Annotated in this window: 29 protein-coding genes; 12 read left to right on the top strand and 17 right to left on the bottom strand. The window is 65.0% G+C overall.

Going from position 1 to position 25,079, the window contains the following annotated elements:
• Positions 1–90: 90 nt before the first annotated feature.
• The 3 genes from CT676_RS35140 to CT676_RS35155 all read left to right on the top strand — a co-directional run bounded on the left by CT676_RS35140 (position 91) and on the right by CT676_RS35155 (position 3,030).
• Complete coding sequence (locus CT676_RS35140; RefSeq protein WP_028151661.1) at positions 91–963, top strand: sugar ABC transporter permease; 873 nt, start codon at positions 91–93, stop codon at positions 961–963.
• Complete coding sequence (locus CT676_RS35145; protein ID WP_028151662.1) at positions 960–1,826, top strand: carbohydrate ABC transporter permease; 867 nt, start codon at positions 960–962, stop codon at positions 1,824–1,826. Before CT676_RS35140 ends, CT676_RS35145 begins: the two co-directional genes overlap by 4 nt.
• Positions 1,827–2,037: 211 nt before the next feature.
• On the top strand, positions 2,038–3,030 hold the full coding sequence (locus CT676_RS35155; protein WP_135216406.1) for a hypothetical protein: 993 nt from the start codon (positions 2,038–2,040) through the stop codon (positions 3,028–3,030).
• Here the strand turns inward: CT676_RS35155 and CT676_RS35160 are convergent, their stop codons facing one another.
• From CT676_RS35160 to CT676_RS35190, 6 genes are all read right to left on the bottom strand, one after another.
• Positions 3,031–3,528 carry a DUF6622 family protein gene (locus tag CT676_RS35160; protein WP_135216407.1) on the bottom strand — a complete coding sequence of 166 codons (498 nt, stop codon included), beginning with the start codon at positions 3,526–3,528 and terminating at the stop codon, positions 3,031–3,033.
• 13 nt (positions 3,529–3,541) lie between these two features.
• On the bottom strand, positions 3,542–4,354 hold the full coding sequence (locus CT676_RS35165) for an ABC transporter permease subunit (RefSeq protein ID WP_135216408.1): 813 nt from the start codon (positions 4,352–4,354) through the stop codon (positions 3,542–3,544).
• A gap of 4 nt (positions 4,355–4,358) precedes the next feature.
• Positions 4,359–5,273 carry an ABC transporter permease gene (locus CT676_RS35170; protein WP_135216409.1) on the bottom strand — a complete coding sequence of 305 codons (915 nt, stop codon included), beginning with the start codon at positions 5,271–5,273 and terminating at the stop codon, positions 4,359–4,361.
• Positions 5,270–6,427, bottom strand: coding sequence for an ABC transporter ATP-binding protein (locus tag CT676_RS35175; protein ID WP_135216410.1), 1,158 nt, complete (start codon positions 6,425–6,427; stop codon positions 5,270–5,272). The genes CT676_RS35170 and CT676_RS35175 overlap by 4 nt, the downstream gene beginning before the upstream one ends.
• 75 nt (positions 6,428–6,502) lie before the next feature.
• Positions 6,503–7,963, bottom strand: a complete 1,461-nt coding sequence (locus CT676_RS35180; RefSeq protein ID WP_135216411.1) for a glycerol-3-phosphate dehydrogenase — start codon at positions 7,961–7,963, stop codon at positions 6,503–6,505.
• Positions 7,964–8,099: 136 nt separating this feature from the next.
• Positions 8,100–10,778, bottom strand: coding sequence for an EAL domain-containing protein (locus CT676_RS35190; protein WP_063981130.1), 2,679 nt, complete (start codon positions 10,776–10,778; stop codon positions 8,100–8,102).
• A gap of 202 nt (positions 10,779–10,980) precedes the next feature.
• Here CT676_RS35190 and CT676_RS35195 point away from each other — a divergent pair, with 202 nt between their 5' ends.
• Entirely contained in the window at positions 10,981–12,084 is a 1,104-nt protein-coding gene (locus CT676_RS35195; RefSeq protein WP_135216412.1) for an NAD(P)/FAD-dependent oxidoreductase, read from the top strand.
• A 141-nt stretch (positions 12,085–12,225) separates the two neighbouring features.
• On the opposite strand, the gene CT676_RS35200 is transcribed toward CT676_RS35195, so the two are convergent.
• Positions 12,226–12,408, bottom strand: a complete 183-nt coding sequence (locus tag CT676_RS35200) for a DUF465 domain-containing protein (protein WP_008131172.1) — start codon at positions 12,406–12,408, stop codon at positions 12,226–12,228.
• Between the two features lie 329 nt (positions 12,409–12,737).
• Between CT676_RS35200 and CT676_RS35205 the strand changes: the two genes are divergently transcribed.
• From CT676_RS35205 to CT676_RS35215, 3 genes are all read left to right on the top strand, one after another.
• The gene (locus tag CT676_RS35205; RefSeq protein WP_063986093.1) at positions 12,738–12,944 is read left to right on the top strand and encodes a DUF465 domain-containing protein; all 207 of its coding nucleotides are present in this window, start codon (positions 12,738–12,740) and stop codon (positions 12,942–12,944) included.
• Positions 12,945–13,071: 127 nt separating this feature from the next.
• Positions 13,072–13,290 (top strand): hypothetical protein, encoded by a 219-nt coding sequence (locus CT676_RS35210; RefSeq protein ID WP_014492449.1) that lies wholly within the window; start codon positions 13,072–13,074, stop codon positions 13,288–13,290.
• A 21-nt stretch (positions 13,291–13,311) separates the two neighbouring features.
• Positions 13,312–13,563 (top strand): hypothetical protein, encoded by a 252-nt coding sequence (locus tag CT676_RS35215; protein ID WP_063981128.1) that lies wholly within the window; start codon positions 13,312–13,314, stop codon positions 13,561–13,563.
• A gap of 62 nt (positions 13,564–13,625) precedes the next feature.
• Here the strand turns inward: CT676_RS35215 and CT676_RS35220 are convergent, their stop codons facing one another.
• Entirely contained in the window at positions 13,626–14,252 is a 627-nt protein-coding gene (locus tag CT676_RS35220; RefSeq protein ID WP_244623366.1) for a GGDEF domain-containing protein, read from the bottom strand.
• On the opposite strand from CT676_RS35220, the gene CT676_RS45540 reads away from it, so the two are divergent.
• The 3 genes from CT676_RS45540 (at position 14,185) to CT676_RS35230 (ending at position 16,072) form a co-directional block, all read left to right on the top strand.
• On the top strand, positions 14,185–14,388 hold the full coding sequence (locus CT676_RS45540) for a hypothetical protein (protein ID WP_244623367.1): 204 nt from the start codon (positions 14,185–14,187) through the stop codon (positions 14,386–14,388). The two genes, CT676_RS35220 and CT676_RS45540, sit on opposite strands and share 68 nt — an antisense overlap.
• 92 nt (positions 14,389–14,480) lie before the next feature.
• Positions 14,481–14,969, top strand: coding sequence for a 5-(carboxyamino)imidazole ribonucleotide mutase (gene purE / locus CT676_RS35225; RefSeq protein ID WP_071909766.1), 489 nt, complete (start codon positions 14,481–14,483; stop codon positions 14,967–14,969).
• Positions 14,966–16,072 (top strand): 5-(carboxyamino)imidazole ribonucleotide synthase, encoded by a 1,107-nt coding sequence (locus CT676_RS35230; protein ID WP_014492444.1) that lies wholly within the window; start codon positions 14,966–14,968, stop codon positions 16,070–16,072. The genes purE and CT676_RS35230 overlap by 4 nt, the downstream gene beginning before the upstream one ends.
• A gap of 36 nt (positions 16,073–16,108) precedes the next feature.
• Here the strand turns inward: CT676_RS35230 and aqpZ are convergent, their stop codons facing one another.
• Positions 16,109–16,831, bottom strand: a complete 723-nt coding sequence (gene aqpZ, locus CT676_RS35235) for an aquaporin Z (protein ID WP_071909765.1) — start codon at positions 16,829–16,831, stop codon at positions 16,109–16,111.
• A gap of 264 nt (positions 16,832–17,095) precedes the next feature.
• On the opposite strand from aqpZ, the gene rpsU reads away from it, so the two are divergent.
• Positions 17,096–17,398: a 30S ribosomal protein S21 gene (gene rpsU, locus CT676_RS35240; RefSeq protein WP_071909764.1), complete on the top strand. Its 303-nt coding sequence runs from the start codon at positions 17,096–17,098 to the stop codon at positions 17,396–17,398.
• Between the two features lie 128 nt (positions 17,399–17,526).
• A complete protein-coding gene (locus tag CT676_RS35245) occupies positions 17,527–18,180 on the top strand; it encodes a tetratricopeptide repeat protein (RefSeq protein ID WP_135216414.1) in 654 nt (217 codons plus the stop codon).
• Between the two features lie 86 nt (positions 18,181–18,266).
• Here CT676_RS35245 and CT676_RS35250 read toward each other — a convergent pair whose 3' ends face one another.
• The 8 genes from CT676_RS35250 to CT676_RS35285 form a co-directional block, all read right to left on the bottom strand.
• Positions 18,267–19,211, bottom strand: a complete 945-nt coding sequence (locus CT676_RS35250; RefSeq protein WP_135216415.1) for a hypothetical protein — start codon at positions 19,209–19,211, stop codon at positions 18,267–18,269.
• A 93-nt stretch (positions 19,212–19,304) separates the two neighbouring features.
• The gene (locus tag CT676_RS35255; RefSeq protein ID WP_038954861.1) at positions 19,305–19,589 is read right to left on the bottom strand and encodes a cupin domain-containing protein; all 285 of its coding nucleotides are present in this window, start codon (positions 19,587–19,589) and stop codon (positions 19,305–19,307) included.
• Positions 19,590–19,602: 13 nt separating this feature from the next.
• A complete protein-coding gene (locus CT676_RS35260) occupies positions 19,603–20,700 on the bottom strand; it encodes an ionic transporter y4hA (RefSeq protein WP_063981119.1) in 1,098 nt (365 codons plus the stop codon).
• 60 nt (positions 20,701–20,760) lie between these two features.
• Positions 20,761–21,561 (bottom strand): alpha/beta hydrolase, encoded by an 801-nt coding sequence (locus CT676_RS35265; RefSeq protein WP_135216416.1) that lies wholly within the window; start codon positions 21,559–21,561, stop codon positions 20,761–20,763.
• Between the two features lie 212 nt (positions 21,562–21,773).
• Complete coding sequence (locus CT676_RS35270; RefSeq protein ID WP_135216417.1) at positions 21,774–23,171, bottom strand: NAD(P)(+) transhydrogenase (Re/Si-specific) subunit beta; 1,398 nt, start codon at positions 23,169–23,171, stop codon at positions 21,774–21,776.
• A gap of 39 nt (positions 23,172–23,210) precedes the next feature.
• The gene (locus CT676_RS35275) at positions 23,211–23,528 is read right to left on the bottom strand and encodes a proton-translocating transhydrogenase family protein (protein ID WP_014492434.1); all 318 of its coding nucleotides are present in this window, start codon (positions 23,526–23,528) and stop codon (positions 23,211–23,213) included.
• Positions 23,529–23,539: 11 nt separating this feature from the next.
• A complete protein-coding gene (locus CT676_RS35280; protein ID WP_135216418.1) occupies positions 23,540–24,667 on the bottom strand; it encodes a Re/Si-specific NAD(P)(+) transhydrogenase subunit alpha in 1,128 nt (375 codons plus the stop codon).
• Between the two features lie 138 nt (positions 24,668–24,805).
• Positions 24,806–24,958, bottom strand: coding sequence for an aa3-type cytochrome c oxidase subunit IV (locus tag CT676_RS35285; protein ID WP_008136857.1), 153 nt, complete (start codon positions 24,956–24,958; stop codon positions 24,806–24,808).
• Positions 24,959–25,079: the final 121 nt, after the last annotated feature.

Raw genomic sequence — 25,079 nt, forward strand, 5'->3', positions numbered from 1 at the left:
TTCTTCCTCTCCCCGCTGGCGCGGGGAGAGGCGAAACGCTAATACCGGCCGCCTCGTGCGGCCGGAAGTCCTTTCAAAGAGTCCTGAAGAATGGCGATTACGCTCTCTGGCGATCAGTCGATGCCCGCTCCGCCCTTGTCGTCGCGGCTGACCCCGGCGCAGGTCTGGGGCATCGTGCTGCTCGCGCCCTATCTGCTCGTCTTCCTCGCCTTCGTCGTCTATCCCGTCTGCTACGGGCTGTGGCTGGCGCGGGCCCCGTCGAATTATGTCGCGCTGTTTCACGATCCGATCTTCGCGCGCGCCGCGGTCAACACGCTGATCTTCCTGGTCATCGGCATCAACATCAAGATGCTGATCGCGTTGTTCCTGTCCGGCTTCTTCGCGCAGCAGCGCACCTGGATCAAATGGCTCTCGGTGATCTTCATCCTGCCCTGGGCGGTGCCGTCGATCCCGACCATCCTGTCGGTGCGCTTCATGTTCAATCCCGAATGGGGCGTGGTAAACCACCTCATCTTCTCCCTCACCGGCGATGACGGCCCGAACTGGCTGAACGACCCCGCCGTGGCGCTGAGCATGGCCATCGGCGTGCACATCTGGAAATCACTGCCGTTCTGGACGCTGATCCTGATCACCGGACGCCTTGCGATCGCGCACGATCTGTTCGAGGCCGCCGAGGTCGATGGCGCGAGCTGGTGGCAGAAATTCCGCTACATCACCTGGCCGTCGATGCAGACGCTCTACATCACCTGCACGCTGCTCTCGATGATCTGGACGCTCGGCGATTTCAACAGCGTCTATCTGCTCACCGGCGGTGGCCCGGCTGACCTCACGCACGTGCTGGCGACGCTCGGTATCCGCTATCTCCGGCTCGACCAGCTCTCGCTCGCGATGGCCTCCATCGTCTGCGCGATGCCGTTCGTCCTGCCGCTCGTGTACTTTATGATGAAACGGTTGTCGCGATGAAGCTTCCCGGCGTAAGCGAATTTTCCTGGCGCGACGTCGCGATCGAAGCGCGGCTGCTGCTGATCGGTATTCCCGTCTTCCTGTGGACGATGATTCCGATCTACCACATGTTCCTGTTCGCGATCTCCCCGAAGGAGGACGCGTTCTCGGGCAAGCTGTGGCCGGATCACCCGACGCTGCACAACTTCGAGATCGTGTTCAAGCAGCAGCACTACTTCCTGCGCGACTTCTACATCCAGTTCTGGAACTCGACGGTGATCGCAGTCTCCGTCGGCGTGCTGACGCTGTTCATCGCCACCGCGGCGGCGTTCGCGATCTCGCGATTGAAGGTGCCGGGCGGCCGCACCGTGTTGAACCTCGCGCTCTTCACCTATTTCATCCCCGCGGCGTTCCTCGCCGTGCCGATGTACCGCACCATGGGCAATTACGGCCTGCTCAACAATCACTGGTCGCTGATCCTGGCCATGGTGACGATCGCCAGCCCCTACGCGATCTGGGTGCTCAAGCAGGCCTCCGACAAGCTGCCGGTCGAGCTGGACGAGGCCGCGGTGATGGACGGCGCCACGACGCTCCAGATCTTCCGCCTGGTCTACCTGCCGCTGATGATGCCCTCGCTGGTCGCGATCGGCACCTATGCGGTGCTGCTCGCCTGGAACGAATATCTCTACGCGTTCCTGCTTCTGTCCAATGACCGCGAGATCACCCTCCCCGTCGCGCTCGGCAACTTCCTCGCTGCCGACGATTCGCCCTGGGAGCTGTTGATGACCACCGGCTTCATTTACGCGCTGCCGCCGGCCGCGGTCTATTACGCCTTCCGCCGCTACATGGTGGGCGGGCTCACGGCAGGCGCGGTGAAGTCCTGACAATCGAGAGCCTCGTTCCGATGGAATCGGAACGGGGCTCTCGATTCTTGTTTTGACGCGTTTTCTTTACGCGAACCGGTATCCACTTCGCTCGAAATCGCTCCCGGACGCACCGCGTTGCCGCAAGCAGGGCGTTCGAGCGACGACGTGGACAATTGCGGGTTGTCCACGCCTGCTCTAACCTCGCAGCCCTGTCACGGGGCACGTCACCATGCGCGGCAACGACGCGATCCATCTCGGCCTGATGCTGCTGGCGTTCGCGGCGTCCTATCTGGTGCCGTTCGAACTGCTGCTGCTGGCCTATGTCGTGCTCGGCCCGGCGCACTACTTCACCGAGATCTCGTGGCTGCACGATCGCAGCTATTATCTGCCCCACCGCGGGATCGCGGCGGTCCTCGCGATCATCGCCGTGATCGCGGCGCTGATCGACAACGCCTCGTGGTTCGGCCTTGCGATGTGGGGCGCGCTGGTCGTCTGCGCCATGCTGGCAGCCACCACCTCCGCGATCGAGAGCATGCTGCTGTTCATGGTGGCGATCGCCCTGTCCGCGATCATGTATTCGAGCGGATCGTCGCTTGCGGTCATCGGCATCCTGATTCCGACCCTGATCCACGTCTCGCTGTTCACGCTGATCTTCATGGTGCTCGGCGCGCACCGGTCGGGCAGCCGCGTGCAGGCTGCCCTGGTGGTCGTCTATCTGCTTGCGGTCGCCACGATCCTGTTGCTGCCGCCAACGGCCGAAATCCGGATCTCGAGCTTTGCCCGGGTCGGGCAGGACTATTTCGGCAATGTCGGTCCGGCGCTGGGCCGGCTGTTCGGAGTCCCCGGCCTCGTCCTCGACACCCGGCTGACGAGCCTGCTCGCTTTCGTCTACACCTACCACTACCTCAACTGGTTCATCAAAGCCGACGTCATCCGCTGGACTGAGGTGCCCAAGGCGCGGCTGGCGGCGATGGCAGCCGCAAGCGCCGCCTCCACCGCGCTGTACTTCTACGACTACGCGTTCGGCTTCACCTTCCTGCTGGCGCTGAGCCTGATCCACATCCTGCTCGAGTTTCCGCTCGACAGCCTTGCGCTGCGGCAGCTCGGTGCCGCGATGCAGGGCGCGGTGCGCGCGCGATACGCGGGGCCCATCGCGGCCTCCGCGACGCGGTCGCGTTCTACGGGCACCAAGGCCGCGAAACGCGCAACCCGGTCACGCTGATCATCTCTCCGCGCTCTTGCGTCGATACGCGACCAGCAGGGCGATCGTCGAGCCGATGAAGTAGCCGGCGGTCGCGCCCGAGATGGCACGGCCGCCGACGATCGCCAGCGCGCGGTCGCCCGCATCGATCGCCGAGATCACGCCGACCGCATATTGCGAGGCGAAGACAATCAGGTTGCGGACCAGACCAAATGGACTGCCCGGACGGATGATCTGCCCGGTCGGGTGATCGACGTCGAACGGGCGCGGCGTCAGCACGCCAAGCGGCAGCAGCGCGAGCGCGGCCGCGATCCATGCGACCAGCGGCCAAACGCTGTCTTGGTGGCCGAAGCCGAGCCGCGAAATCCCCCAGACGATGAACACGACCGGCACGATCAGCGCGCGCCAGATCGGCGTCGTGCGCGGCTGCATCGCCTGAACGCCCTGCCACACCAGATAGGCGAGCAGCATCCAGACCCAGACCGGCGTGTGGATCAGGATCTGGTAGGCGAAAGTCATGATTGCTCCTCGCCTACAGCGGCGCCGCGCTCTCGCCCTGCGAGCTCGAGAGTTTCGAGGCAAGCGAGGCGATGACGATGACCACCGCGATCAGGGCGATCACCAGCGTGCAGATCGCGTTGATCTCGGGCTTCACGCCAAGCCGCACCTCCGAATAGATCCGGATCGGCAGCGTCGCCGAGCCGGGGCCGGTGGTGAAACTCGCGATCACGAGATCGTCGAGCGACAGCGTGAAGGCCAGCATCCAGCCCGCCACGATCGCGGGCGCGATCAGCGGCAGCGTCACGGCGACGAAGCCGCGAACCGGGTTGCAGCCGAGATCCATCGCCGCCTCCTCCAGCGAACGGTCGAGCGAGCCGAGGCGGGACTGCACGACCACCGCGACGAAGCACATCGTCAGCGTGGTGTGGGCGATCGTCACCGTCCAGAAGCCGCGCTCGGCGTTGAGCGCGACGAACAGCAGCAGTAGCGACAATCCGGTGATCACCTCCGGCATCACCAGCGGCGCGTAGAGCATGCCCGAGAACAGCGTGCGACCGCGAAACCGCTCGCCGCGCGACAGCGCAACGGCTGCGAGCGTGCCGAGCAGCGTGGCGATGGTCGCTGAGGAGACCGCGACCCGCAGGCTCATCCAGGCCGCCTCGATCATGGCGCGGTCGTTGAAGAACTCGTGGTACCAGCGCAGCGACCAGCCGCCCCACACCGTCACCAGCCGCGAGGCATTGAAGGAGTAGATGACGAGGATGAGGATCGGCAGATAGAGGAATGCCAGGCCCAATGCGAGCGAGGCGATGTTGAAGCGGGACAGGCGGGAGACCTTGCGCATCGCTTCAGCGCCCCTGTTCCAGCTGCCGCTTCTGCAGCCGCTCGTACAGCAGCAGCGGCACCAGCAGCACCACCAGCAGCACGATCGCCGCAGCGGAGGCCACCGGCCAGTCCTTGTTGGTGAAGAATTCGAGCCAGAGGGTCTGGCCGATCATCAGCGAATTGGAGCCGGCCAGAAGGTCCGGGATCACGAACTCGCCCACGATGGGGATGAAGCACAGCAGCACGCCCGCGCCGACGCCGGGCAGCGACAGCGGAAAGGTGACGAGCCAGAACACCTGCCAGGGCGGCGCGCCGAGATCAGAGGCCGCCTCCTCCAGCACCGGCTCCATTTTCGCGAGCGTGGCGTAGAGCGGCAGGATCATGAACGGCAGATAGGAATAGACGATGCCGATATACATCGCGGTGTCGGTCGAGAGCCACACCACCGGCTGGCTGACCAGATGCAGCGCGAGCAGGATCTGGTTCAGCAGGCCGTCATGCTGGAGGATGTTGATCCAGGCGTAAATGCGGATCAGGAACGAGGTCCAGAACGGCACTATCACCAGCACCATCGCCACCGCCTGCCAGCGCTTCGGCAACCGCGCCATGCCATAGGCGATGGGATAGCCGATCACGAGCAATAGCGCAGTCGCGGTGACGGCGACGGTGAGGCTGCGCACATAGGCGAACACGTAGATGTCGTCTGAGGCGAGCAGCTTGAAATTGTCGATCGACAGCGCGGCGAACGCTGCCTTGAGCGCCTCCCATCCCGCCATCAGGTCGAACACCGGCTCGTAGGGCGGCTGCGCGATCGCCGTCTGCGACAGGCTGATCTTGAGCACGAAGCCGAACGGCACCAGGAAGAACAGCACCATCCAGACATAGGGCGCGATCGCGGCAAAGCGCGCCGGCCTTGCGAAGATGCGGCGCGAGCTCATGATTGCAGCACCACACAGTCGTCGGGCGTGAACCAGGCGACGACACGCTGGTTCAGGCTGTAGGCGTCGACGTCGAGGCGCGCGCTGTTGGGGACCGACGCCTGCACGATTCCGCCTGCATCGAGCTTCACCTTGTAGGTGGTGGTGCCGCCGAGATAACAGATGTCGGCGACCACGCCGTCCAGGCTGTTGATCGCCGTCTCACGACCGGCCTCGCTCACCGGGCCACGGCGCGACAGCTTGACCTTCTCGGGGCGGATCGCGACCGACAGTTTTCCCGCGCCGACGCCTTCGCGCGGCTCGGCCACCACCAGCGCACCCGCATCGCGCGTGCCGATGATCAGACGATGGCCGTCGCGCAATTTGGACTCGCCGTCGAACAGATTGATGTCGCCGACGAACTCCGCGATCCATCGCGAGCGCGGCGCCTCGTAAAGCTCGCGGGGGCTCGCGACCTGGGCGAGCTTCCCGGCCCTCATCACGCCGATCCGGCTCGCCATCGTCATCGCCTCTTCCTGGTCGTGAGTGACGATGATGAAGGTCATGCCGAGCCGGCGCTGCAGCTCCATCAGCTCGCCCTGCGTGCTCTCGCGCAGCTTCTTGTCAAGCGCCGCGAGCGGCTCGTCGAGCAGCAGAAGCTGCGGCCGGCGCGCCAATGCACGCGCCAGCGCCACGCGCTGACGCTGACCGCCGGAGAGCTGGTCGGGCCTGCGCTTCTCCAGCCCCTCGAGCTTCACCAGCGCAATCATTTCCGCCACGCGCGTGGCGATGTCGGCACGCGCCATGCCGGCCCGCTTCAGGCCGAAGGCGATGTTGTCGCGCACGGAGAGATGCGGAAACAGCGCGTAGTTCTGGAACATCATGTTGATCGGCCGCTCATGCGGCAGCGCCTGCGCGATGTCCCGGCCGCCGAGCAGGATGCGCCCCTCGTCCGGCGCCTCGAACCCGGCGAGCATGCGCAGCAGCGTGGTCTTGCCGCAGCCGCTGGGTCCGAGCAGCGCGAAGAACTCGCCGGCCTTGATGTCGAGCGACACGCCGTCCACGGCCCGGAACGTCCCGAACGTCTTGGTGACGCCCTCAATGCGCAGCAGCGGCTGCCCCGCCGCGGGAAGCGCATCCGCGCCGGCGTCTATCTTGGGCAATTCGTCCGTCATGGTCCCTGCCAACCCCGATTCCGCCGCACGCTAGCGGCCGATCGTCCCCAGCTCAACCGGTTCGGGGCGCGTCGTTCACATCACATTCGCCGTGAACACGGCCAGCGCGTCGCGGTCCGCGGCCGGCATCGTCAGGCCGAGCTTGGAACGCCGCCACAGAATATCCTCGGGAAAACGCGCCCATTCGCGGGTCATCAGATAGCGCACTTCGGCGCCGGTCAGCTCGGGGCCGAAGGCGGGGCCGATCTCGTCGCGGGTCTTCGCTTCGCCCAGCACGGCCGGCAAGCGCGAGCCATAGGCCGCGACCAGACGCTGGGCCTGCGGCTCCGACAGAAAGCGCCAGCGGTCGCGGGCGAGGTCCACTTCAGTGTCGAAACGATCCCAGGCAAAGTCTCCGCCGGGCAACGCGGCGCGAGCCGTCCAGGGCGGCGACATCGGATAGAACGGCGTCAGCCTCGTCACCGCCCGCTCGGCGCGCAGGCGCGAGGTGGTGACGTCGCCGCCGAACATCGTGATCAGCGGCGCCTTGCGCCGGCGCGCGTGGAACAGCGTCGTCCCGTCGCGCCGCCGCACGGACGCCAGCGTCAGGTTGACACCGGAGACCGCGCGCACCACGTCGGTGGGCGCGACGCGCTCGCGGAAATAGCGGCTGGCGGCCTCGCAGAGATAGCTGACGTCAGCCCCAGGCATCGCCACGATCGCGGGATCACCGGTGAAATCACGAGTGACCGTGCCGATCAGCGTGAAATCGCGCTCGAAGGGGCTCGCGAAGATCAGCCGCCCATCCCTGTTCTGGAAGACGTAGACGTTATCGGACTCGAACAGCCGCGGCACGATGATCTGGCTCATCTGCATGGCCGCCATGGCAGGCTGCGGCTGGCGCAGCACGGTCTCTGCGACGATCGACGTCCAGCCGCCGGTGGCATTGGCCAGCGCCCGGGTCGTGACCACGCGGCGATGGCCACGATCGACCACCGCGAGGCGCCATGTGTCGGTTCGATCGGCGCGGACACAGCGCGCCCCGGTCCGGATCGCAGCGCCGCGTTCGGCGGCGTCCAGCGCCGTCAGCACCACCAGGCGGGAATCATCGACGACGCAGTCCGAATATTCGAAAGCCGTTCCGAACGGGCGCTTCAGCGCGTTGCCGACCGGATGATGCGTGATGTCGAGGGTCGTCGCGGCAGGCAGGCCGCTCCGACCGGTGAGGCCGTCATAGAGGTATAAGCCGGCGCGCAGCAGCCAGGGTGGACGCTCCTCGGAATGGGCCGGGATCACGAAGCGCATCGGCCGGACCAGATGCGGCGCGATGGCAAGCCACGTCCGGCGCTCGGCCAACGCCCGGCGCACCCGCCGAAAACCGCGGCGTTCCAGCACCGACAGATCGCCATGGATCAGCCGTGGCGTCGCGGATGACGCCGCGCCGCCGAGATCGCCCTGCTCCAGCAGAATGACCCGCAGGCCGCGGCCGGCCGCATCGCGGGCGAGGCTGACACCGTTCAGGCCACCGCCGATGATCGCAAGGTCGTAATCCGCCATGAAGCCGTCGAATGGGAGCTAGCGCCCGCCATCACTAGAGCCATTTCCATTCCGATGAAATCGGAACGAGGCTTTGGATTCTTGTTTTGACGCGTTTTCTTTGCGCGAACCGGTATCCGCTTGGCTCGATAACGCTCTAGCCGGTCTTCAGCGCAAGCTCCATGGTCTCGGCGCGGCCGACGAGGCCGGCATATTTGCCGATCGGCAGCGGCTTGCCGAGCAGGTAGCCCTGCACGCCGTCGCAGCCCTCCTTGGCAAGAAAGACGAGCTGATCGAGGGTCTCGACGCCCTCGGCGATGATCGACATTTCGAGGCCGTGGCCGAGATCGATCACGGCGCGGACGATAGCCGCCGATTGCGGGTTGCGGCCGAGATTCATGATGAAGGCGCGGTCGATCTTGATCTTGTCGAACGGGAACGCCTGGAGATAGCTCAGCGAAGAGTAACCGCTGCCGAAATCATCCATGGAGATGCGCACGCCGAGTGCCTTCAGCCGGCGCAGCAGGGCGAGGCCGCGGTCGAAATCCTCGATCAGCACCCCCTCGGTGATTTCCAGCTCGAGCCGGCCGGGTGCCAGGCCCGTCTCGATCAGGATTGAATGGACCAGCCCGACCACGTCGCCGTGCATGAACTGCGCCGGCGACAAATTGACCGCGACCTGGAGCGGCTTCGGCCAGGACGCCGCCTCGCGGCAGGCCTCGCGCAGGATCCACTCGCCCATCTCGACGATCAGGCCGCTCTCCTCCGCGATCGGGATGAACTCGGCCGGCGAGACCTGGCCGCGCACCGGATGCTGCCAGCGCGCCAGCGCTTCGAAGCCGATAATCTCGCTCTCGGCGACGCTGTGGCGCGCGATGCCCTGCGGCTGGAACGCGAGCGACAATTCGCCGTTCTTGATCGCTTTCGACAGGTCCTGGTGCAGCACGCGGCGGTCGCGGATCTGCTGGTCCATCTCCGGCTGGTAAAGGCCGATCGTGCCGCGCGACTTCTGCTTGGCGCGGAACAGCGCCGCGCCGGCATTGGCCAGCAGCGATGCGCCGTCGGCACCATTATGCGGGAAGATCGACATGCCGGTGGTGACGCCGGCGCGGACCGCCCGGCCGTCGATCTGAAATTCCTGGGCAACGGCCTCGCCGAGCTGCTGCGCCAGCGCAAGGCCCGCCTCCGGCTGCTTGCCGTCGATGATGAGGCCGAACTCGTCGCCGGACAGGCGCGCCACCACGCCGCCGCGCGCGGAATCCTGAAGCCGCTGGGCCACCTCGATCAAGAGCTTGTCGCCGAGCGCATGACCGAAGACGTCGTTGACCTCCTTGAGGCCGTCGAGGTCGAGGCAGAGCACGGCGAACTCCTCGCTGGTGCCTTCGCAGGCCTCGATCATCTGGGTCAGCGCCTGAAGGAAGGCGGCGCGGTTCGGCAAATCGGTCAGGCCGTCGTGATAGGCCATGTGCGCCATGCGCGACTCGGTCTGCCGGCGGTCGGTGACGTCTTCGTGGGTCTTGATCAGATATTGCGGCTCGCCGGCATCGCTGAGCACGGTCGCCCGCCGGGTCAGGAACAGCCGCAGGCCGTCCTTGGTGGAGATCGGGTGCTCCTCGGTAATCATCCCGCGCTTCTTGATCGCGGCCTCGTCGCGCGCGATGATCAGCTTGGCTTCCTTGGGATTGAAGATGTCGGAGGCGGTCAGGCCCGTGGCCTCTTCGCGCCGGCGGTTGAGGATCGTCTCCGCGCTGCGATTGGCGAGCAGGTAGCGGCCGTCCTTGACCTGCTCCACGATCAGCGCCACCGGAATGTTGTCGACCACAAGCTCCAGGAACTTCTTCGTGCTCTCCAGCTCCTGCGACAGCGAGCGACGGTCGGTGATATCCTCGAACACGAGCATCAGGAATTCGGGCTTGTTGCTCTCGTCGCGGACCACGATCCGGATCGAGGCAACCATGCGCCGTTCACCGGCGCGGTCGACCTCGAATTCATTGCGGAACTGGCCGTCCGGCGAATTCAGTGCCGCCTTGTCGGCCGCCTCGATGCTGGCCGTCGAGATGGGCGCGAACAGCTCCCGCGCATTCTTGCCGACGGCGTGGTCGCGCGAGAACCCCCAGAACCGTTCATAGGCGCTGTTGGCGAAGATGTAGCGACCGTCCTCGATGTTCTTCGCGGCGACGCAGGCCGGCACGTGGTCCAGCACGGTTTCCAGGAATTGCTTGGTGGAGGCGAGCTGCCGTGACAGCTTGCGCTGATCGCTGACGTCCAGATGCGTCGCGACCGAGCCGCCGTTCGGCAACACGAAATATTTCACCAGGATGGCGCGGCCATCAGGCAGTTCGGTGATCAGGCCGTTGGGGCTCGCCGCCTTCTCGTAGAACTCATCGTCGGAGACACCGCCGAGGACGTCGCGCTTGCGCCTGAGTTCGAGGATGTCGTAGCCGGTCATCCCGGTCCACAGATCCGAGCGCGCCAGGCCGTAGATCTCGAGATAGCGGTCGTTGCAGAACATGATGCGTCGTTGCGCATCCGTCATCACCACGCCCTGGTTGAGATTGTTCATGGCGGAGGAGACGAAGGCGTTGCGCCGCAGCTGCAAGCGCTTGGTGCGGCGCAGCGAGGAATGGATCCACAGCGCGATGGCGGCCAGGAACGCACAGACGACGATGCCGCCGATCAGCGCTTCCCAGACCAAATTGGGATCGAGCTTGCCTGGCGGCGCGAAGCTGTCCGAGAGCGCAAAGGCGCGCGCAGGCGCGACCGCGCTGCCCAGGCACACGACGGCCTGCACAGCAATCGGAAGCGTGCTGCCCACGTGCCAGTTCTTCTCAGCCATCAGCCACCCGCGCTTTCAACGTCGGATTGTCTGGCTTCACGGGTTTGGATCGGGTAAACGCCTGTACGCGCAACAGAAAAATGTGACGCCAAATACGGCAATTGCCCTGACATGATAAATGCTTCCTTAATGGAAAACGGCCCGGTGCCGTGGTTCTCAGGCCTGATGCCACCGTTGCTTTCAATGGATACACTGCACAACCATGGATAGGGTCGACTGCGTCGTCATCGGAGCCGGCGTGGTCGGGCTCGCGGTGGCTCGAAAGCTTGCCCAGGCCGGGCGCGAGGTGATCGTGCTCGAGGAAGCCGAGGCCATCGGCACCATCACCTCCTCGCGCAACAGCGAGGTGATCCATGCCGGGATCTATTACCTCGCCGGCAGCTGGATGGCGCGCATGTGCGTCAGCGGCAAGCATGAGCTGTACCGCTACTGCGGCGAGCGCGGCATCCCGCACAAGAACTGCGGCAAGCTGATCGTCGCGACCAGCGCCAAGGAGACCGAGAAGCTGCAATCGATCAAGGCGCATGCCGAGGCCAATGGCGTGCTCGACATGCAGCTGCTCACGGGCGAAGCCGCACGCGCGCTGGAGCCGGCGCTCGCCTGCGATGCCGCGCTGCTCTCGCCATCGACCGGCATCATCGACAGCCACGCCTACATGCTCTCGCTGCGCGGCGAGGCCGAGGCGGCCGGCGCGGCCTTTGCGTTTCACACCCCGCTGATCCGCGCCAAGGCAGCCGGCGATGTGATCGAGATCGAGGCCGGCGGCGAAGCGCCGATGACGCTGCAATGCGGCCTGCTCGTCAACGCCGCCGGGCTCTCGGCGACAACGGTCGCACGCCACATCGACGGCATGCCGATCGACCGGATTCCGCCGGCCTATCTCGCCAAGGGAAACTATTTCAGCTGCAACGCCAGGGCACCGTTCTCGCACCTGATCTATCCGGTGCCCGAGCCAGGCGGGCTCGGCGTGCATCTGACGCTGGACATGGCCGGGCAGGCACGCTTCGGCCCCGACGTCGAGTGGATCGAGACGATCAATTACGAGGTCGATCCATCACGCGCCGAGCGCTTCTATCCGGCGATCCGGAGATACTGGCCGACGCTGCCCGACGGCGCGCTGATGCCGAGCTATTCAGGCATTCGCCCGAAGATCGTGCCGCCGGCGGTGGCCACGCAGGATTTTCTGATGCAGGGCCCGCGCGATCACGGCGTCGAAGGCCTGATCAACCTGTTCGGCATCGAATCGCCGGGACTGACGTCATCGCTCGCGATCGCGGATCACGTCGCCGAGCTCGCAGGCATCTAGGGGATTTTCCATCGGAGCGGAAAGGCTCCAAGCGCCGCGCAAATAACTTTGCACGCTGCGCACCTTCATGCAGGGATGAGCGCAATAGCTCTCACCCCTGCATGAAAGGGTAAGTTCAACTCTACACTGTTACAGGGGTTACTAGTGGAGCGTGTCGCCGGTGTGCTTCAAACGCTCGATCTGGTCCTTGACCATCAACTTCCGTCGCTTCAACTCAACAATTTGCAGGTCGTCTGTTGAAAGGTGCACGAGAGCTTCGTGCAATTCGTTTTCGAGCGTTTTGTGCTTCCGTTCCAATTCAACCAGATGTGCCTGAATTGTCATTCGAAACCTCCTCGGTAGGGGGAAACCTTGGATTCGATCCGGACAAACAAGTGTACATCACCGATTCGTTCTGTCGATATGTATCCGTCGTCGCAGCGTCATTTTTGAAAATTCATATGTAACGAATCGTGAGTAAGGAACCACGCTGGAAAAATCCATGATATCAATGTGCTTGCGCAACGCCGCAACGAATCGTCGAAATATCTTGCGAGAGTTCGGTGAGCGGCGGCCCGAGATCGCTTGCGATCACGGCGCGCAAGGACGATAATTTCCACAGGGCATCCACAGCCTTGAATCTCACGCCCATCGGGTTTTCGGCCACCGCGAACATGACCAATGAAGACGAGCGTGAGCTCGAAGCCGAGCTCACCCGGTTGCAGCAAGAACACCGAGATCTCGACGCCGCGATCGATGCGATGCATCAATCGCCTGCCCCCGACCTGTTGCGGTTACAACGGTTGAAGAAGCGCAAGCTGTTGTTGCGCGACCGTATCGCGTTCATCGAAGACCAGATCACGCCGGACATCATCGCCTGAACCGCGAGGCCCTTTTCGTGGCAGCTCGCCGCATCCGAATCCGCTTGACTCGAAAAGAACAAAATAGGAACATTTGGGCATCCCACCGCCCCAAGAAACGCCCAGGAAACCTCCGAGGACAACGCAGATGTCGGCAACCGCCCTTCTCGACAACAGCCATTATGAACAGGCCTGCGACCAGGCGATCGCGATGTGCGACGGCAATCTGCGCAGCACCATCAAGGCGCTGATCATGGCCAACGAATATCTGGAAGCAGAGCTGGAAGAATTACAGGCGGCGATTTCAGCCGGCTGCATTCCCGAGACCGCACGCAGCAAGGTGCGGAGCAACAGCAGCGCCGCCTGAGTTCAACATCGGAGCAACGCCATGTCGGATGTGACCTACTACGTTGCAATGCCCTTCCTGATCGATGCCGACGGATCGCCTGTCGCGGGCGCCGCGGAGGAATGCCAGAGCTCGGCGGCCGCGTTGCGGCGCGCCGAGATCCTGGCGCACGGTGCCGGCCATATCGGCGCGGTTGCGTTCAGCCGCAGCGGCGATCCCATGACCGGCGAATTCGGCGACGCCACGCTGCTGCGCAAATTCGGCAACGTGCCGGAAGATCTGGCCACGCTGTAAGGGTTGTTGCTTGAGCATGATCTCCGCGCAACGCGGTCCGCGCTTGTCGCGAAGATCGTGCCCTAGTTGCTGACCAGCCTGATCAGCGGCTCGTGCCGCCGGTGCGCCTTGCGCACATACATGGCGGCATCAGCCTCCTCCAGCGCGCGGCCTGCATCGGACTGTGCCCCCAGCAGCGCGACACCTGCGGAGGCGCCCGCGGTCACGCGCTGACCGCGAAAGGCAAACGACAATTCGTCGATCGCCTGCTCGAAAGTCGCGGCCTTCGCCTTGGCGTCGGTCTCGCTGAGATTCCAGAGCAGCAGCGCGAACTCGTCGCCGCCAAGCCGGCCGACCACGTCCGAGGCGCGGACCTGCCGCGTCAGGGTGGCCGCAATCGCCTTGAGCACCTCGTCTCCGGCGGCGTGGCCGAAGGAATCATTGATCGGCTTCAGGCGATCGACGTCGAGGACGATCAGCGCGCCGCTGGCGCGGTAGCGCTTCATGTAGGCGATGGCGCGCGCGAGCTCGCGCTCGAAGCCGCGCCGGTTCGGAATCTCGAGCAGGAAATCGGTGTCGGCCGCAGCTTCCAGTTCCGCGACCCGCCGCGCCGCCTCCTTGAGCTTGCTCCGCAAGCCGCGGATGGTCGCCCTGGTGTCGGCGGCGGCCGGCGCTCCGCGCCGCGCCGGCTTGGCCGAGCGCTTCGCCAGCCGCCTGGGGGCGGCTTTGGAGCGGCTGGCGCTGGCTTTCCGGCCCTTTTTGGCCTTCGCAGCGCTTGCCCTTTTTGATTTCTTCATGGGCATCCTGCTCAATGAAGGCTTGCGGGGATTCACCAAGACAGGATAGTGCATTCCCTTCTCCTTGCCACCGCCTTGCGAGCCACCGGCCGGAACCGTTAATCTGGCCTATCTTTCTGTTTTCCGAGCACAATTGACGTCATGACCGCGCCGATCGCCATCATCATGGGAAGCCAGTCGGACTGGGAGACGATGCGGCATGCCGCCGACACGCTCGCAGCGCTCGGCGTTGCCGCCGATACCCGCATCGTTTCGGCACACCGCACCCCCGACCGGCTGTTTGCATTCGCCAAGGGTGCCAAGGCGGCAGGCTACAAGGTCATCATCGCCGGCGCGGGTGGCGCTGCGCATCTGCCCGGCATGGCGGCGGCGCTGACGGAACTGCCCGTGTTCGGCGTTCCCGTCGAATCCAGGACGCTCAAGGGCATCGATTCGCTCTATTCGATCGTGCAGATGCCCGCGGGCATCCCGGTCGGCACCCTCGCCATCGGCAAGGCCGGCGCGATCAACGCGGCGCTGCTTGCAGCTTCAGTGCTCGCATTGTCCGACCCGGCCCTGTCCGACCGCCTCGCCGCCTGGCGCAAGGCACAGACCGAGGCGGTTGCGGAGCGCCCGGAGGACAAGGCGTGACTGACGCAAAGCAGGTGAAGCTGAAGCCCGGCGACACCATCGGAATCCTCGGCGGCGGACAATTGGGGCGGATGCTCGCCATGGCTGCGGCGCGGCTCGGCCTGCGTTGCCAGGTATTCTCGCCCGATCCGGACTCGCCCGCCTTCGACGTCGTGCTGAACGCGACCTGCGCCGAATATGCCGACGTCGAAGCGCTCGAGCTGTTCGCCAACGACGTCGACGTCATCACCTACGAATTCGAGAACGTGCCGTCTGCCGCCGCGATGGTGCTGGACGCGCGCCGCCCGGTGCTTCCCAACCGCAAGATCCTCGAGACCACCCAGGACCGGCTCGCCGAGAAGGATTTCGTGACGCGGCTCGGCATCGGCACCGCAGCCTATGCCGACGTCACCTCGGTCTCCTCGCTGCGCGAGGCGATCGCCCGGATCGGCCTTCCGGCCGTGCTGAAGACCCGCCGCTTCGGCTATGACGGCAAGGGCCAGGCCATCATCCGCGAGGGCGACGACATCGCCAAGGTGTGGACCAGCCTCGCCACCAAATCGGCGATCCTGGAAGCCTTCATCCCGTACGAGCGCGAGATCTCCGTGATTGCGGCGCGCTCGGCGACCGGCCAGGTCGAGTGCTTCGACGTCACCGAGAACGAGCACCGCGACCACATTCTGAAGATATCCCGCGCGCCCGCACAGATTCCGGATGCGCTCGCGGAAGAAGCGCGCAGCATCGCCGGCAAGATCGCCGGCGCGCTCGATTATGTCGGCGTGCTTGCGGTCGAGATGTTCGTGCTCGCCAACGGAACCGGGCCGAAGGTGCTGGTCAACGAGATCGCCCCGCGCGTGCACAATTCCGGACACTGGACGCTCGACGGCGCCTCGGTCTCGCAGTTCGAGCAGCACATCCGCGCCATTGCCGGCTGGCCGCTCGGCAAGGCCGTGCGCCACGGCGAAATCGTCACCATGACCAATCTGATCGGCGACGAGATCAACGATTACGAGAAGTGGCTGAGCGTGCCGGGCGCGACCGTGCACATCTACGGCAAGGGCGCACCGCGCCCCGGCCGCAAGATGGGCCACGTCACCGAAGTCAGGCCGACGAAGGGCAAGTAGCGGGACCGCGGCGCATGCCGCAATCCCGCCTCTCGATCAGGCCGTCTTCACGCCCGCGACGACGCCAGAGGGCTCCTCGCTGAGCCAGCGATAGAGCACCCCGCCCAGCGCGCCGCCGATCAGCGGCGCGACCCAGAACAGCCAGAGCTGCGCCAGTGCCCAGCCGCCGACGAACAGTGCGGGCCCCGTGCTGCGCGCCGGGTTCACCGACGTATTGGTGACGGGGATGCTGACGAGATGGATCATCACCAGCGCGAGCCCGATCGCGAGCGGGGCGAAGCCTGCGGGCGCGCGGCCATGGGTGGCGCCCATGATGACGAACAGGAACATCATGGTCATCACCACCTCGGTGACGAAGCAGGCGATCAGGCTGTACTGGCCGGGCGAATGCGCGTCGTATCCGTTCGACGCAAAACCCTTGCTGACGTCGAATCCGGGAGCACCGCTGGCGATTATGTAAAGCAGCTGGGCGGCAACGATCGCGCCGCAGACCTGTGCGATCACGTAAGGCAGGATCTGTCCCGCCGGGAAGCGTCCTCCGGCGGCAAGCCCGACGGTGACGGCCGGGTTGAGGTGGCAGCCCGAGATGTGCCCGATCGCATAGGCCATGGTGACGACGCTTAAGCCGAACGCAAGGGACACGCCGACCAGGCCGATTCCGACCTGCGGAAAGCCGGCGGCGATCACCGCGCTGCCGCAGCCTGCGAATGTGAGCCAGAATGTGCCGATCGCCTCGGCAGCGTATTTCTTCATATCCATGTGACGTCTCCCCTAATTCCAGGAATTTCCGGAGCAAAGCTCCGGGAACTGCCCCACCCTTGGCGCCGAATCACCCAAATCGGGGCCGCACGGAGGTATTTTCGCCTTATTTAATGGCTGAACTTGGCCCGAAAACCTGCTTGGCAGGTGGACATCGCGGGTTTTGTCTGATACATCCGCGCCCTCAAGGTTAAGGGCTTGTGCGTTTCGCCATCCCCTTTGACTTACCAGAATTCAAATCCGATCCACTGAAGAGGATGCCGCGTGCAGGTTCTCGTTCGCGATAACAATGTCGATCAAGCCCTCAAGGCGCTGAAGAAGAAGATGCAGCGCGAGGGAATTTTCCGCGAGATGAAGCTCCGCGGTCATTACGAGAAGCCCTCCGAGAAGAAGGCCCGTGAAAAGGCCGAGGCCGTGCGCCGCGCGCGCAAGCTGGCTCGCAAGAAGCTGCAGCGCGAAGGCCTGCTGCCGATGAAGCCGAAGCCGGTGTTCGGCGCCGGTCCCGGCGGTGATCGTGGCGGCCGCAGCGGCCCGGGTGCAGGTGCAGGTCCGCGCGGACCGCGCTGATTCCGCCTGACTTGCAAGACTTCAGTTTTCGATGACGCGGGCCCTTGGCCCGCGTTATTGTTTTGTGAGCGGTGCCTTCTCTGGGACGGGGGCACTACCGATGCGGCACCAGCGCGAGCGAACCGTAGATGGCCTCCCGTTTCCCCGAACGCCGCTTGGCGCGGCTACGCCAGATCTGGCGACAGCCGTTCGCGCTCGGCTTGATGGGGATCGTGCTGTGCGGCTGCTCCTTCGACCTCGGCTCCATGATGCCCGAGAAGGAGAAGCCGCAGGAGGCGCCCAAGGCGGCTGCGACGGCCGCCGACAGCGCGGTCGTCGCCGGCAATGTCAGCGAGGCCCAGGCTCACACCGCAAAAGGCCAGACCCTGGCAAAGGCGGGGGAGACGGCTGGCGCGCTGGACGAGTTCAACCGGGCCGTCGCACTCGATCCCTACAACGCACAGGCACTTTATGGTCGCGCCCTGATCTATCAGGGCAACAACGAGCATAATTTCGCCATCGCCGATTTCAGCGCCGCCAACGGGCTCAATCCGCAAAAGGTCGAGCCGTTGCTCGGCCGCGCCATCAGCTATCTCGCCATCGGCAAGGTCAAGGAAGCGGCGGCCGATCTCGATGAGGCCTCCGAGGTCGATCCGCACAACGCGCAGGTGTGGACCGCGCGGGGACAGGCCTATGAGCGGCTGGGTGACAAGGCCAAGGCGGCCACGTCCTACAACAAGGCGGTCGTGCTACGTCCACGCGACGATACCGCCCGCAGCGGCCTCGCCCGCGTCGGCGGCTGACAGCGCGGCTAGAGCTTCTTGTTTTGACGCGTTTTCTTCACGCGAAGCGGTGTCCACGTCGCTCGAAAACGCTCTCGGCCACCGCCTTAATCGGGGGTGGCGCTCTTCGGCAGGACGGAGTGGAACATCGACTTCATGCCCGACAGCATCTCGTCGGCGACATTGGTCTTCTTAGGCCGCGGCATGGTCGCGCCGGCATCGGCACGGAGGTCGAGTGGCGGGGCGATCACCGGCACCGGAATGTCGGCCGGCGGCGTCATCCGGTTCGGATCGTCGTTCCCGATCGAGGCGGTGTAGGGCGGATTGACCGGCGACGCGCTGCCATTGCCATAGGCTTCGGACGAAGGCGTCGACACCGTGATCGGCGGCGGCAGCGGACGGAGCGCGGACGGCTCCGCAGGAATGACACGCGGGGCTTCCGGGGTACGGGAGGCTTCCCGAACCGCAGGCTCCGGCGACCTCTCGGCCGACTTGGTTTCAGCCGGCCGGGTTTCCGAAGGCTTGGTTTCGGAAGATCTGGCCTCGGCGGCCTTGCCCTCAGGCGACTTGCGCAGGCGCTCGATCGCGGCGCGCGCGAGATCGTTGGCGTCGGGCGTCGCAGCCGGGGACGCCGGTGCCGAATTGGCCTCGACCACCGGGGTGGTGGCGGGAGCCGTGACAGCCGGAGCGGACTTGGCGGCCGCCTTCTCACGCGCCGGGTTGCGGCCGCGCGGGCCGGCCTCGGCGGGAGCAACGTCCGCGGCCTTGGTCTCGGCCGGGTGTTCGCCGGATTTGTCGGCCGGCTTCTCGGCCGCCGCCTTGTCGGTCACGCTCTTCTCGGAGACGCCTTTGGCCTTGACGCCGGGCGCCGGGAGGTTGGCCACATCGGAGGGCTTGCCGCTCTTGCCGGCATCGGCAGGCGCTACCACGGCCGCGGGGGCATCGGCCGCCGGCTTGGCGTTGATGTAGTGGTTAACGATGTACGCCCCGATGATCGTCGCGAGCACCGAGGGGAGAATATCCATCGAGATTTTAGCGAGGTATTTCAGCATTTCTCGGCCACTCCCCGCGCGATCAGATGCGGGAACTTTGGGGCATTGTAAGGGATCAACTGCGACGGATCGATGGCAAAGGGTTCGCCCGCCTTACGGCTTCAGCTCGATCTCAAGGAACACGATCTCGGTTGAGGTTTCGTTAAGTACGTCGTGTTGGACGCCGGCCTTGCGAAAGTAAGATTTTCCGGCCGCGAGCTGCGCCTTGGAACGCTCGCCGCCGGGCGCCACGATGGTCATCTCGCCGGCGACGACGGGAACAATGACATAGTCCATGCCGTGGGTGTGATGCCCGGTCGCGCTGCCCGGGGCGAGCCGCCACTCGGTCACCCGGACCTGCTCGTTGTCGATCTGAACCTCGGATTTGGCGGCAAGCATCGGGCATTTCCTTCTACGGCACGAAAACCATGAACACGTAGACGGCAAATACCACCATATGGACCAGCCCGAACAGGACATTGGTCCTGCCGGTGCCGAAGGTCAGCATGCTCAACAAGAATGTCAGGAACAGGAGTGCGGTGTTCGCCGGGTTCAGGCCCAGCACGAGCGGCTGGTCGAGCAGGTAGGTGGCGATCCCGACCGCCGGAATGGTCAGGCCGATGGTTGCGAGCGAGGACCCGAGCGCCAGGTTGATGCTCTTCTGGAGGTCGTTCTTGCGCGCCGCCGCAATCGCCGAGACACCCTCCGGCATCAGGATCAGGAGGGCGACGAGGAGGCCCGCGAACGCCGGCGGGGCGCCGATCTGAACGGCGACCGCGTCCACCACCAGCGAGAACTTCTTGGCGAGGAGGACGACCGCCAGCAGCGAGATCAGCAGCAGCACGATGCTGAGCACCAGCATTCTGCCCGACAAATGCGCCTCGCCGCCCTCGCCGTCCGCCCTCTCGTGGACGAAGTAGTCCTTGTGCAGGACGGTCTGGGTGTAGAGGAACACGCCGTAGAGCACGATCGTTGCGAGATCGACGAAGCCGAGCTGGAGCGTCGAATAGATCGGGCCCGGCGTCGTCAGCGTGTAGTTGGGCATGATCAGGGTGATGGTTGCCATCGCAATCAGCACGCTGAGATAGACGTTGGCGCCCGAGACCTGAAAGCCCTGCTCGCGATAGCGCATGCCGCCGATGAAGACGCAGAGGCCGACGAGGCCGTTGCAGACGATCATCACGACGGCGAACACGGTATCGCGGGCGAGCTCCGGAGCCGGCTTGTCGCCCAGCATGATCGTGGTGATCAGTGCGACCTCGATGATGGTCACCGCCAGCGTCAGCAGCAGCGTGCCGTAGGGCTCGCCGATGCGCTCCGCGATCACCTCGGAATGATGAACGGCCGCGAACACGGTGCCGAACAGGATCACCAGGAGCACGATCGCGAACAGGGCTCCGCCCGCCGTTAGCGTAAAGCTGTAGCCGGTCGCGGTCACGATCAGGAACAGCAGCACCGCCAGAGCGGGGAAGATCCAGGACGACCGCGGCATCGGTCCGTGTGCGCTCATGCGGGCGATTCCTTCAAATGGGAGACCGATTATGCGCGAGAAGATCGCATCCGTCAGCCCTCAGGACCCATTGATGAAGTTTCGTGCGATCTCGATGGCACCAAAGCTGCCGAGATCGTCGTGCCCGCCGCCGGGAATGCGGACGAACTGCTTCGGCTCGCGGGCCAGCGCAAACAATTTCTCGCCGAATGCGATCGGGATGGTCTGGTCCTGCGCGCCATGCATGATCAGGAGCGGAGCCGTGACGCGTGCGATGCGCTCATCCGAGTGGAAGGGGTCGCGGATCAGGAGGCGAACCGGAGCGAACCAGAAATGCGCGGCGGCGACGTCGGCGATCGACGAATAGGGCGCCTCGAGGATCAGCTTCCCGACCGGATGTTCGGAGGCGACGGCGACCGCAACGCCAGTCCCGAGCGAGAAGCCCCAGGCGACGAGGCGCCGGGCGTCATAGCGCGCCACCGCGAACGCGTACGCGGCCGCGCCATCGCGCAGCAGGCCATCTTCGCCCGGCGCGCCGCTGGAGCCCGAATAGCCGCGATAGGACAGCGCGACGAGACCGGTGCCGTCAGCCGTGATCGCCTTGAAGTGGCCGGCAAGGCCGGCCAGAGAATCGCCGTTGCCGTGGAAGAACAGCACCACGGCACGGCCAGGCTTTGGCGGCACGTGCCAGACGATGACCTTCTCGCCGTCAGACGTCGTCAGGACATGCTCTTCGGCGTCTGGAAGTCCCGCGGCGGCAGGCGCCGTGCGCTCGGCCGTCGGAATCGGAAACAGCATGGCGCGCTGTTTGGCAAACAACAGGACGAGACCGGCGAGGTAGCCGGCCGCGAGGATGGTGGCGGTCCATTTCAGGAATGTCATCGCGGCCCGCCATTCCGGAGTTCAGGATTTGCGGCGGCTCGTGAGCAGTTTGAGGACGTCCGGCCGGATGCTCAAGGGAATCTCGCGGCAGCCGCACGCCGCCGCATGGGCGGCGTGCCATGCGACACGCTGCTCGCGTGTCGCCGTCGGTGGCATGCGATGGGACCGGTGCCACTCCTTGTTCAGGGCCACGGTCCGCTCGCCTACCCGCCCTACATCGCCTTGACGATGTTCTCGGTGACCTTCTTGGCGTCACCGAGCAGCATCATGGTGTTGTCGCGATAGAACAGCGGATTGTCGATACCGGCATAGCCCGAGGCGAGCGAGCGCTTGATGAACATCACGGTGCCGGCCTTCCAGACCTGGAGCACGGGCATGCCGTAGATCGGCGAGGTCTTGTCCTCTTCGGCCGCCGGATTGGTGACGTCGTTGGCGCCGATCACGAAGGCGATGTCGGCCTGCGCGAATTCGGAGTTGATGTCCTCGAGCTCGAACACCTCGTCGTAGGGGACGTTGGCTTCGGCGAGCAGCACGTTCATGTGCCCGGGCATGCGGCCCGCGACCGGATGAATGGCGTACTTCACCTCGACGCCTTCCTTCTTCAGGATGTCGCCCATTTCGCGCAGCGCGTGCTGGGCCTGCGCCACCGCCATGCCGTAGCCGGGCACGATGATGACCTTCTGCGCGTTCTTCATGATAAAGGCGGCGTCGTCGGCCGAGCCGAGCTTGGCGGGCTTCTGCTCGCCGCCGCCAGCGCCGGCCGCCGCGGTCTCGCCGCCGAAGCCGCCGAGGATGACCGAGATGAAGGACCGGTTCATCGCGTGGCACATGATGTAGGACAGGATCGCACCGGACGAGCCGACCAGCGCGCCGGTGATGATCAGCGCGGAATTGCCCAGCGTGAAGCCGATGCCAGCCGCGGCCCAGCCGGAATAGGAGTTCAGCATCGAGATCACGACCGGCATGTCGGCGCCGCCGATCGGGATGATCATGAGCACGCCGAGCGCCAGCGCGATGATGACGATCAGCCAGAAGTCCAGCGCGCTGCCCGACATCACCAGCCCGACGATGAAGACGACGAGCAGAACTGCAAGCACGATATTGATGACGTGGCGGAACGGCAGGATGATCGGCGCGCCGCTCATGCGCGCGGACAGCTTCAGGAACGCGATCACCGAGCCGGTGAAGGTCAGCGCGCCGATGGCGACGCCGAGCGACATCTCGACCAGGCTCTGCGGATGGATGTTGCCGGGGGTGCCGATGTCGAAGGCTTCCGGCGCGTAGAACGCGCCGGCGGCGACCAGCACCGCGGCCATGCCGACCAGCGAGTGGAAGGCGGCGACCAGTTCGGGCATCGAGGTCATCGGCACGCGGCGGGCAATCACCGCACCGATCGCGGCACCGATGGCGATGCCGACGATGACGAGCACCCAGGCGAGGCCGTCTGCCGGCGGATGGTTGGCGAGCGTGGTGGCGACCGCGATCGCCATGCCGATCATGCCGAACAGATTGCCCTGGCGCGACGAAGCCGGGCTCGACAGCCCGCGTAGCGACAGGATGAACAGCACTCCCGCCACGAGATACAAAAATGCAGAGAGGTTGGCGCTCATCTCAGGTCCCCATTGATCCCATCAGCCCGAGGTGGCCGCTTACTTCGACTTCTTCTTGTACATCGCCAGCATGCGCTGGGTGACAAGGAAGCCGCCGAAGATGTTGATGCAGGCGAAGATCAGCGCGACGAAGCCGAAGGCGCGTGCCCAGCCCGAGCCGCTCGAGACATTGGCGACGCCGCCGGCGAGCAGCGCGCCGACCACGATCACCGAGGAGATCGCGTTGGTCACGCTCATCAGCGGCGTGTGCAGCGCCGGCGTCACCGACCACACCACGAAATAACCGACGAAGACGGCGAGGACGAAGATCGACAGCCGGAAGATGAAGGGGTCGACGACCTGTGCTGCATGCTCCATGGCGGCTCTCCTTAAACCTTCGGCTGGAAGTTCGGGTGGATCACGACGCCGTCCTTGGTCAGCGCAGTCGCCTTCACGAGTTCGTCGTCCCAATTCACGGCAAGGGCTTTGCTGCCCTTGTCGATCATGGTCTCGATGAAATTGAACAAATTGCGCGCGTAGAGGCTGGAGGCCGAGGCTGCGACACGACCGGCGACGTTGGTGTAGCCGACGATCTTGATGCCATCGACGTCGGCGACCTCGCCCGGCCTTGCGCCCTCGACATTGCCGCCGCGCTCGACGGCGAGATCGACCAGCACCGACCCCGGCTTCATCGACTTGACCATTTCAGCACTGATGAGCTTCGGCGCCGGCCGGCCCGGAATGAGCGCAGTGGTGATGACGATGTCCTGCTTCTTGATGTGCTCGGCGGTGAGCGCGGCCTGCTTGGCCTGGTATTCCTTGGACATTTCCTTGGCGTAGCCGCCGGCGGTCTGCGCGTTCTTGAACTCCTCGTCCTCGACGGCGAGGAACTTCGCACCGAGCGATTCCACCTGCTCTTTCGTTGCGGGCCGCACGTCGGTCGCGGTGACGATCGCGCCGAGACGGCGCGCGGTCGCGATCGCCTGCAGGCCGGCAACGCCGACGCCCATCACGAACACCTTTGCGGCGGGCACGGTGCCGGCGGCGGTCATCATCATCGGGAAGGCACGGCCGAAGGCCTCGGCCCCCTCGATCACGGCGCGGTAGCCGGCAAGGTTCGCCTGCGACGACAGCACGTCCATCACCTGCGCACGGGTGATGCGCGGCATCAGTTCCATCGCGAAGGCGGAGACGCCGGAATCGGCGATCGTCTTCAGCGCGGCCTCGTTGCCGTAGGGGTCCATGATGGCGATGACGAGCGCACCGCGCTTGTACTGCGCGAGCTCGGAGGCTTCGGGACGCTTCACCTTGATGATGATGTCGGCGTCCTTCAGCGCATCGGCGCTGACGGTGGCGCCCACGGCGGTGAATTCGGAATCCGGCAGCCCCGATTTGAGGCCGGCGCCCGGCTCGACGGCGATCTCGGCGCCCAACGCCTTGAACTTCTTCACCGTATCAGGCGAAGCGGCAACACGCGGCTCCGACGGATCGATTTCCTTGGCAACGGCGATCTTCATAGGCCCTCCGGCGACGCGGGACAGCGCGCGCGCAAACTTAAGCGTTACTCCCGCAGCGTTCGATACCGGTTTTGGGACCGGCTTGGATGCAAATTTTGTAGGCGGCAGCTGCTGCTGGCGTGTGCAGCTGCCGATAGGTCAGGTCAGGAAGATCGCCATCAGGATTACGATGAGCGCGACCGAGGCCGTGCCGTACTTCACCAGCTTGATGAAGCCCTCATAGGTCTGCTCGTGGGCAACGTAGTCGTTGCCGTCGGCGGTGGTGTACGCCACTTCGCTATGGTCAGCCATGTATTGTCCCCAGTCGAAAGTCGAATTCTTGGGCTGGGATACCGCAAACCTTCGGGCAGGGCAACGGCACCGATGGCCGGTTTTCGGGCAAATCAGGTGATTTGGAATTCCGATTGCCGGG

This window comes from Bradyrhizobium sp. MOS001, from assembly GCF_004634465.1.
Classification (GTDB): Bacteria; Pseudomonadota; Alphaproteobacteria; order Rhizobiales; family Xanthobacteraceae; genus Bradyrhizobium; species Bradyrhizobium barranii.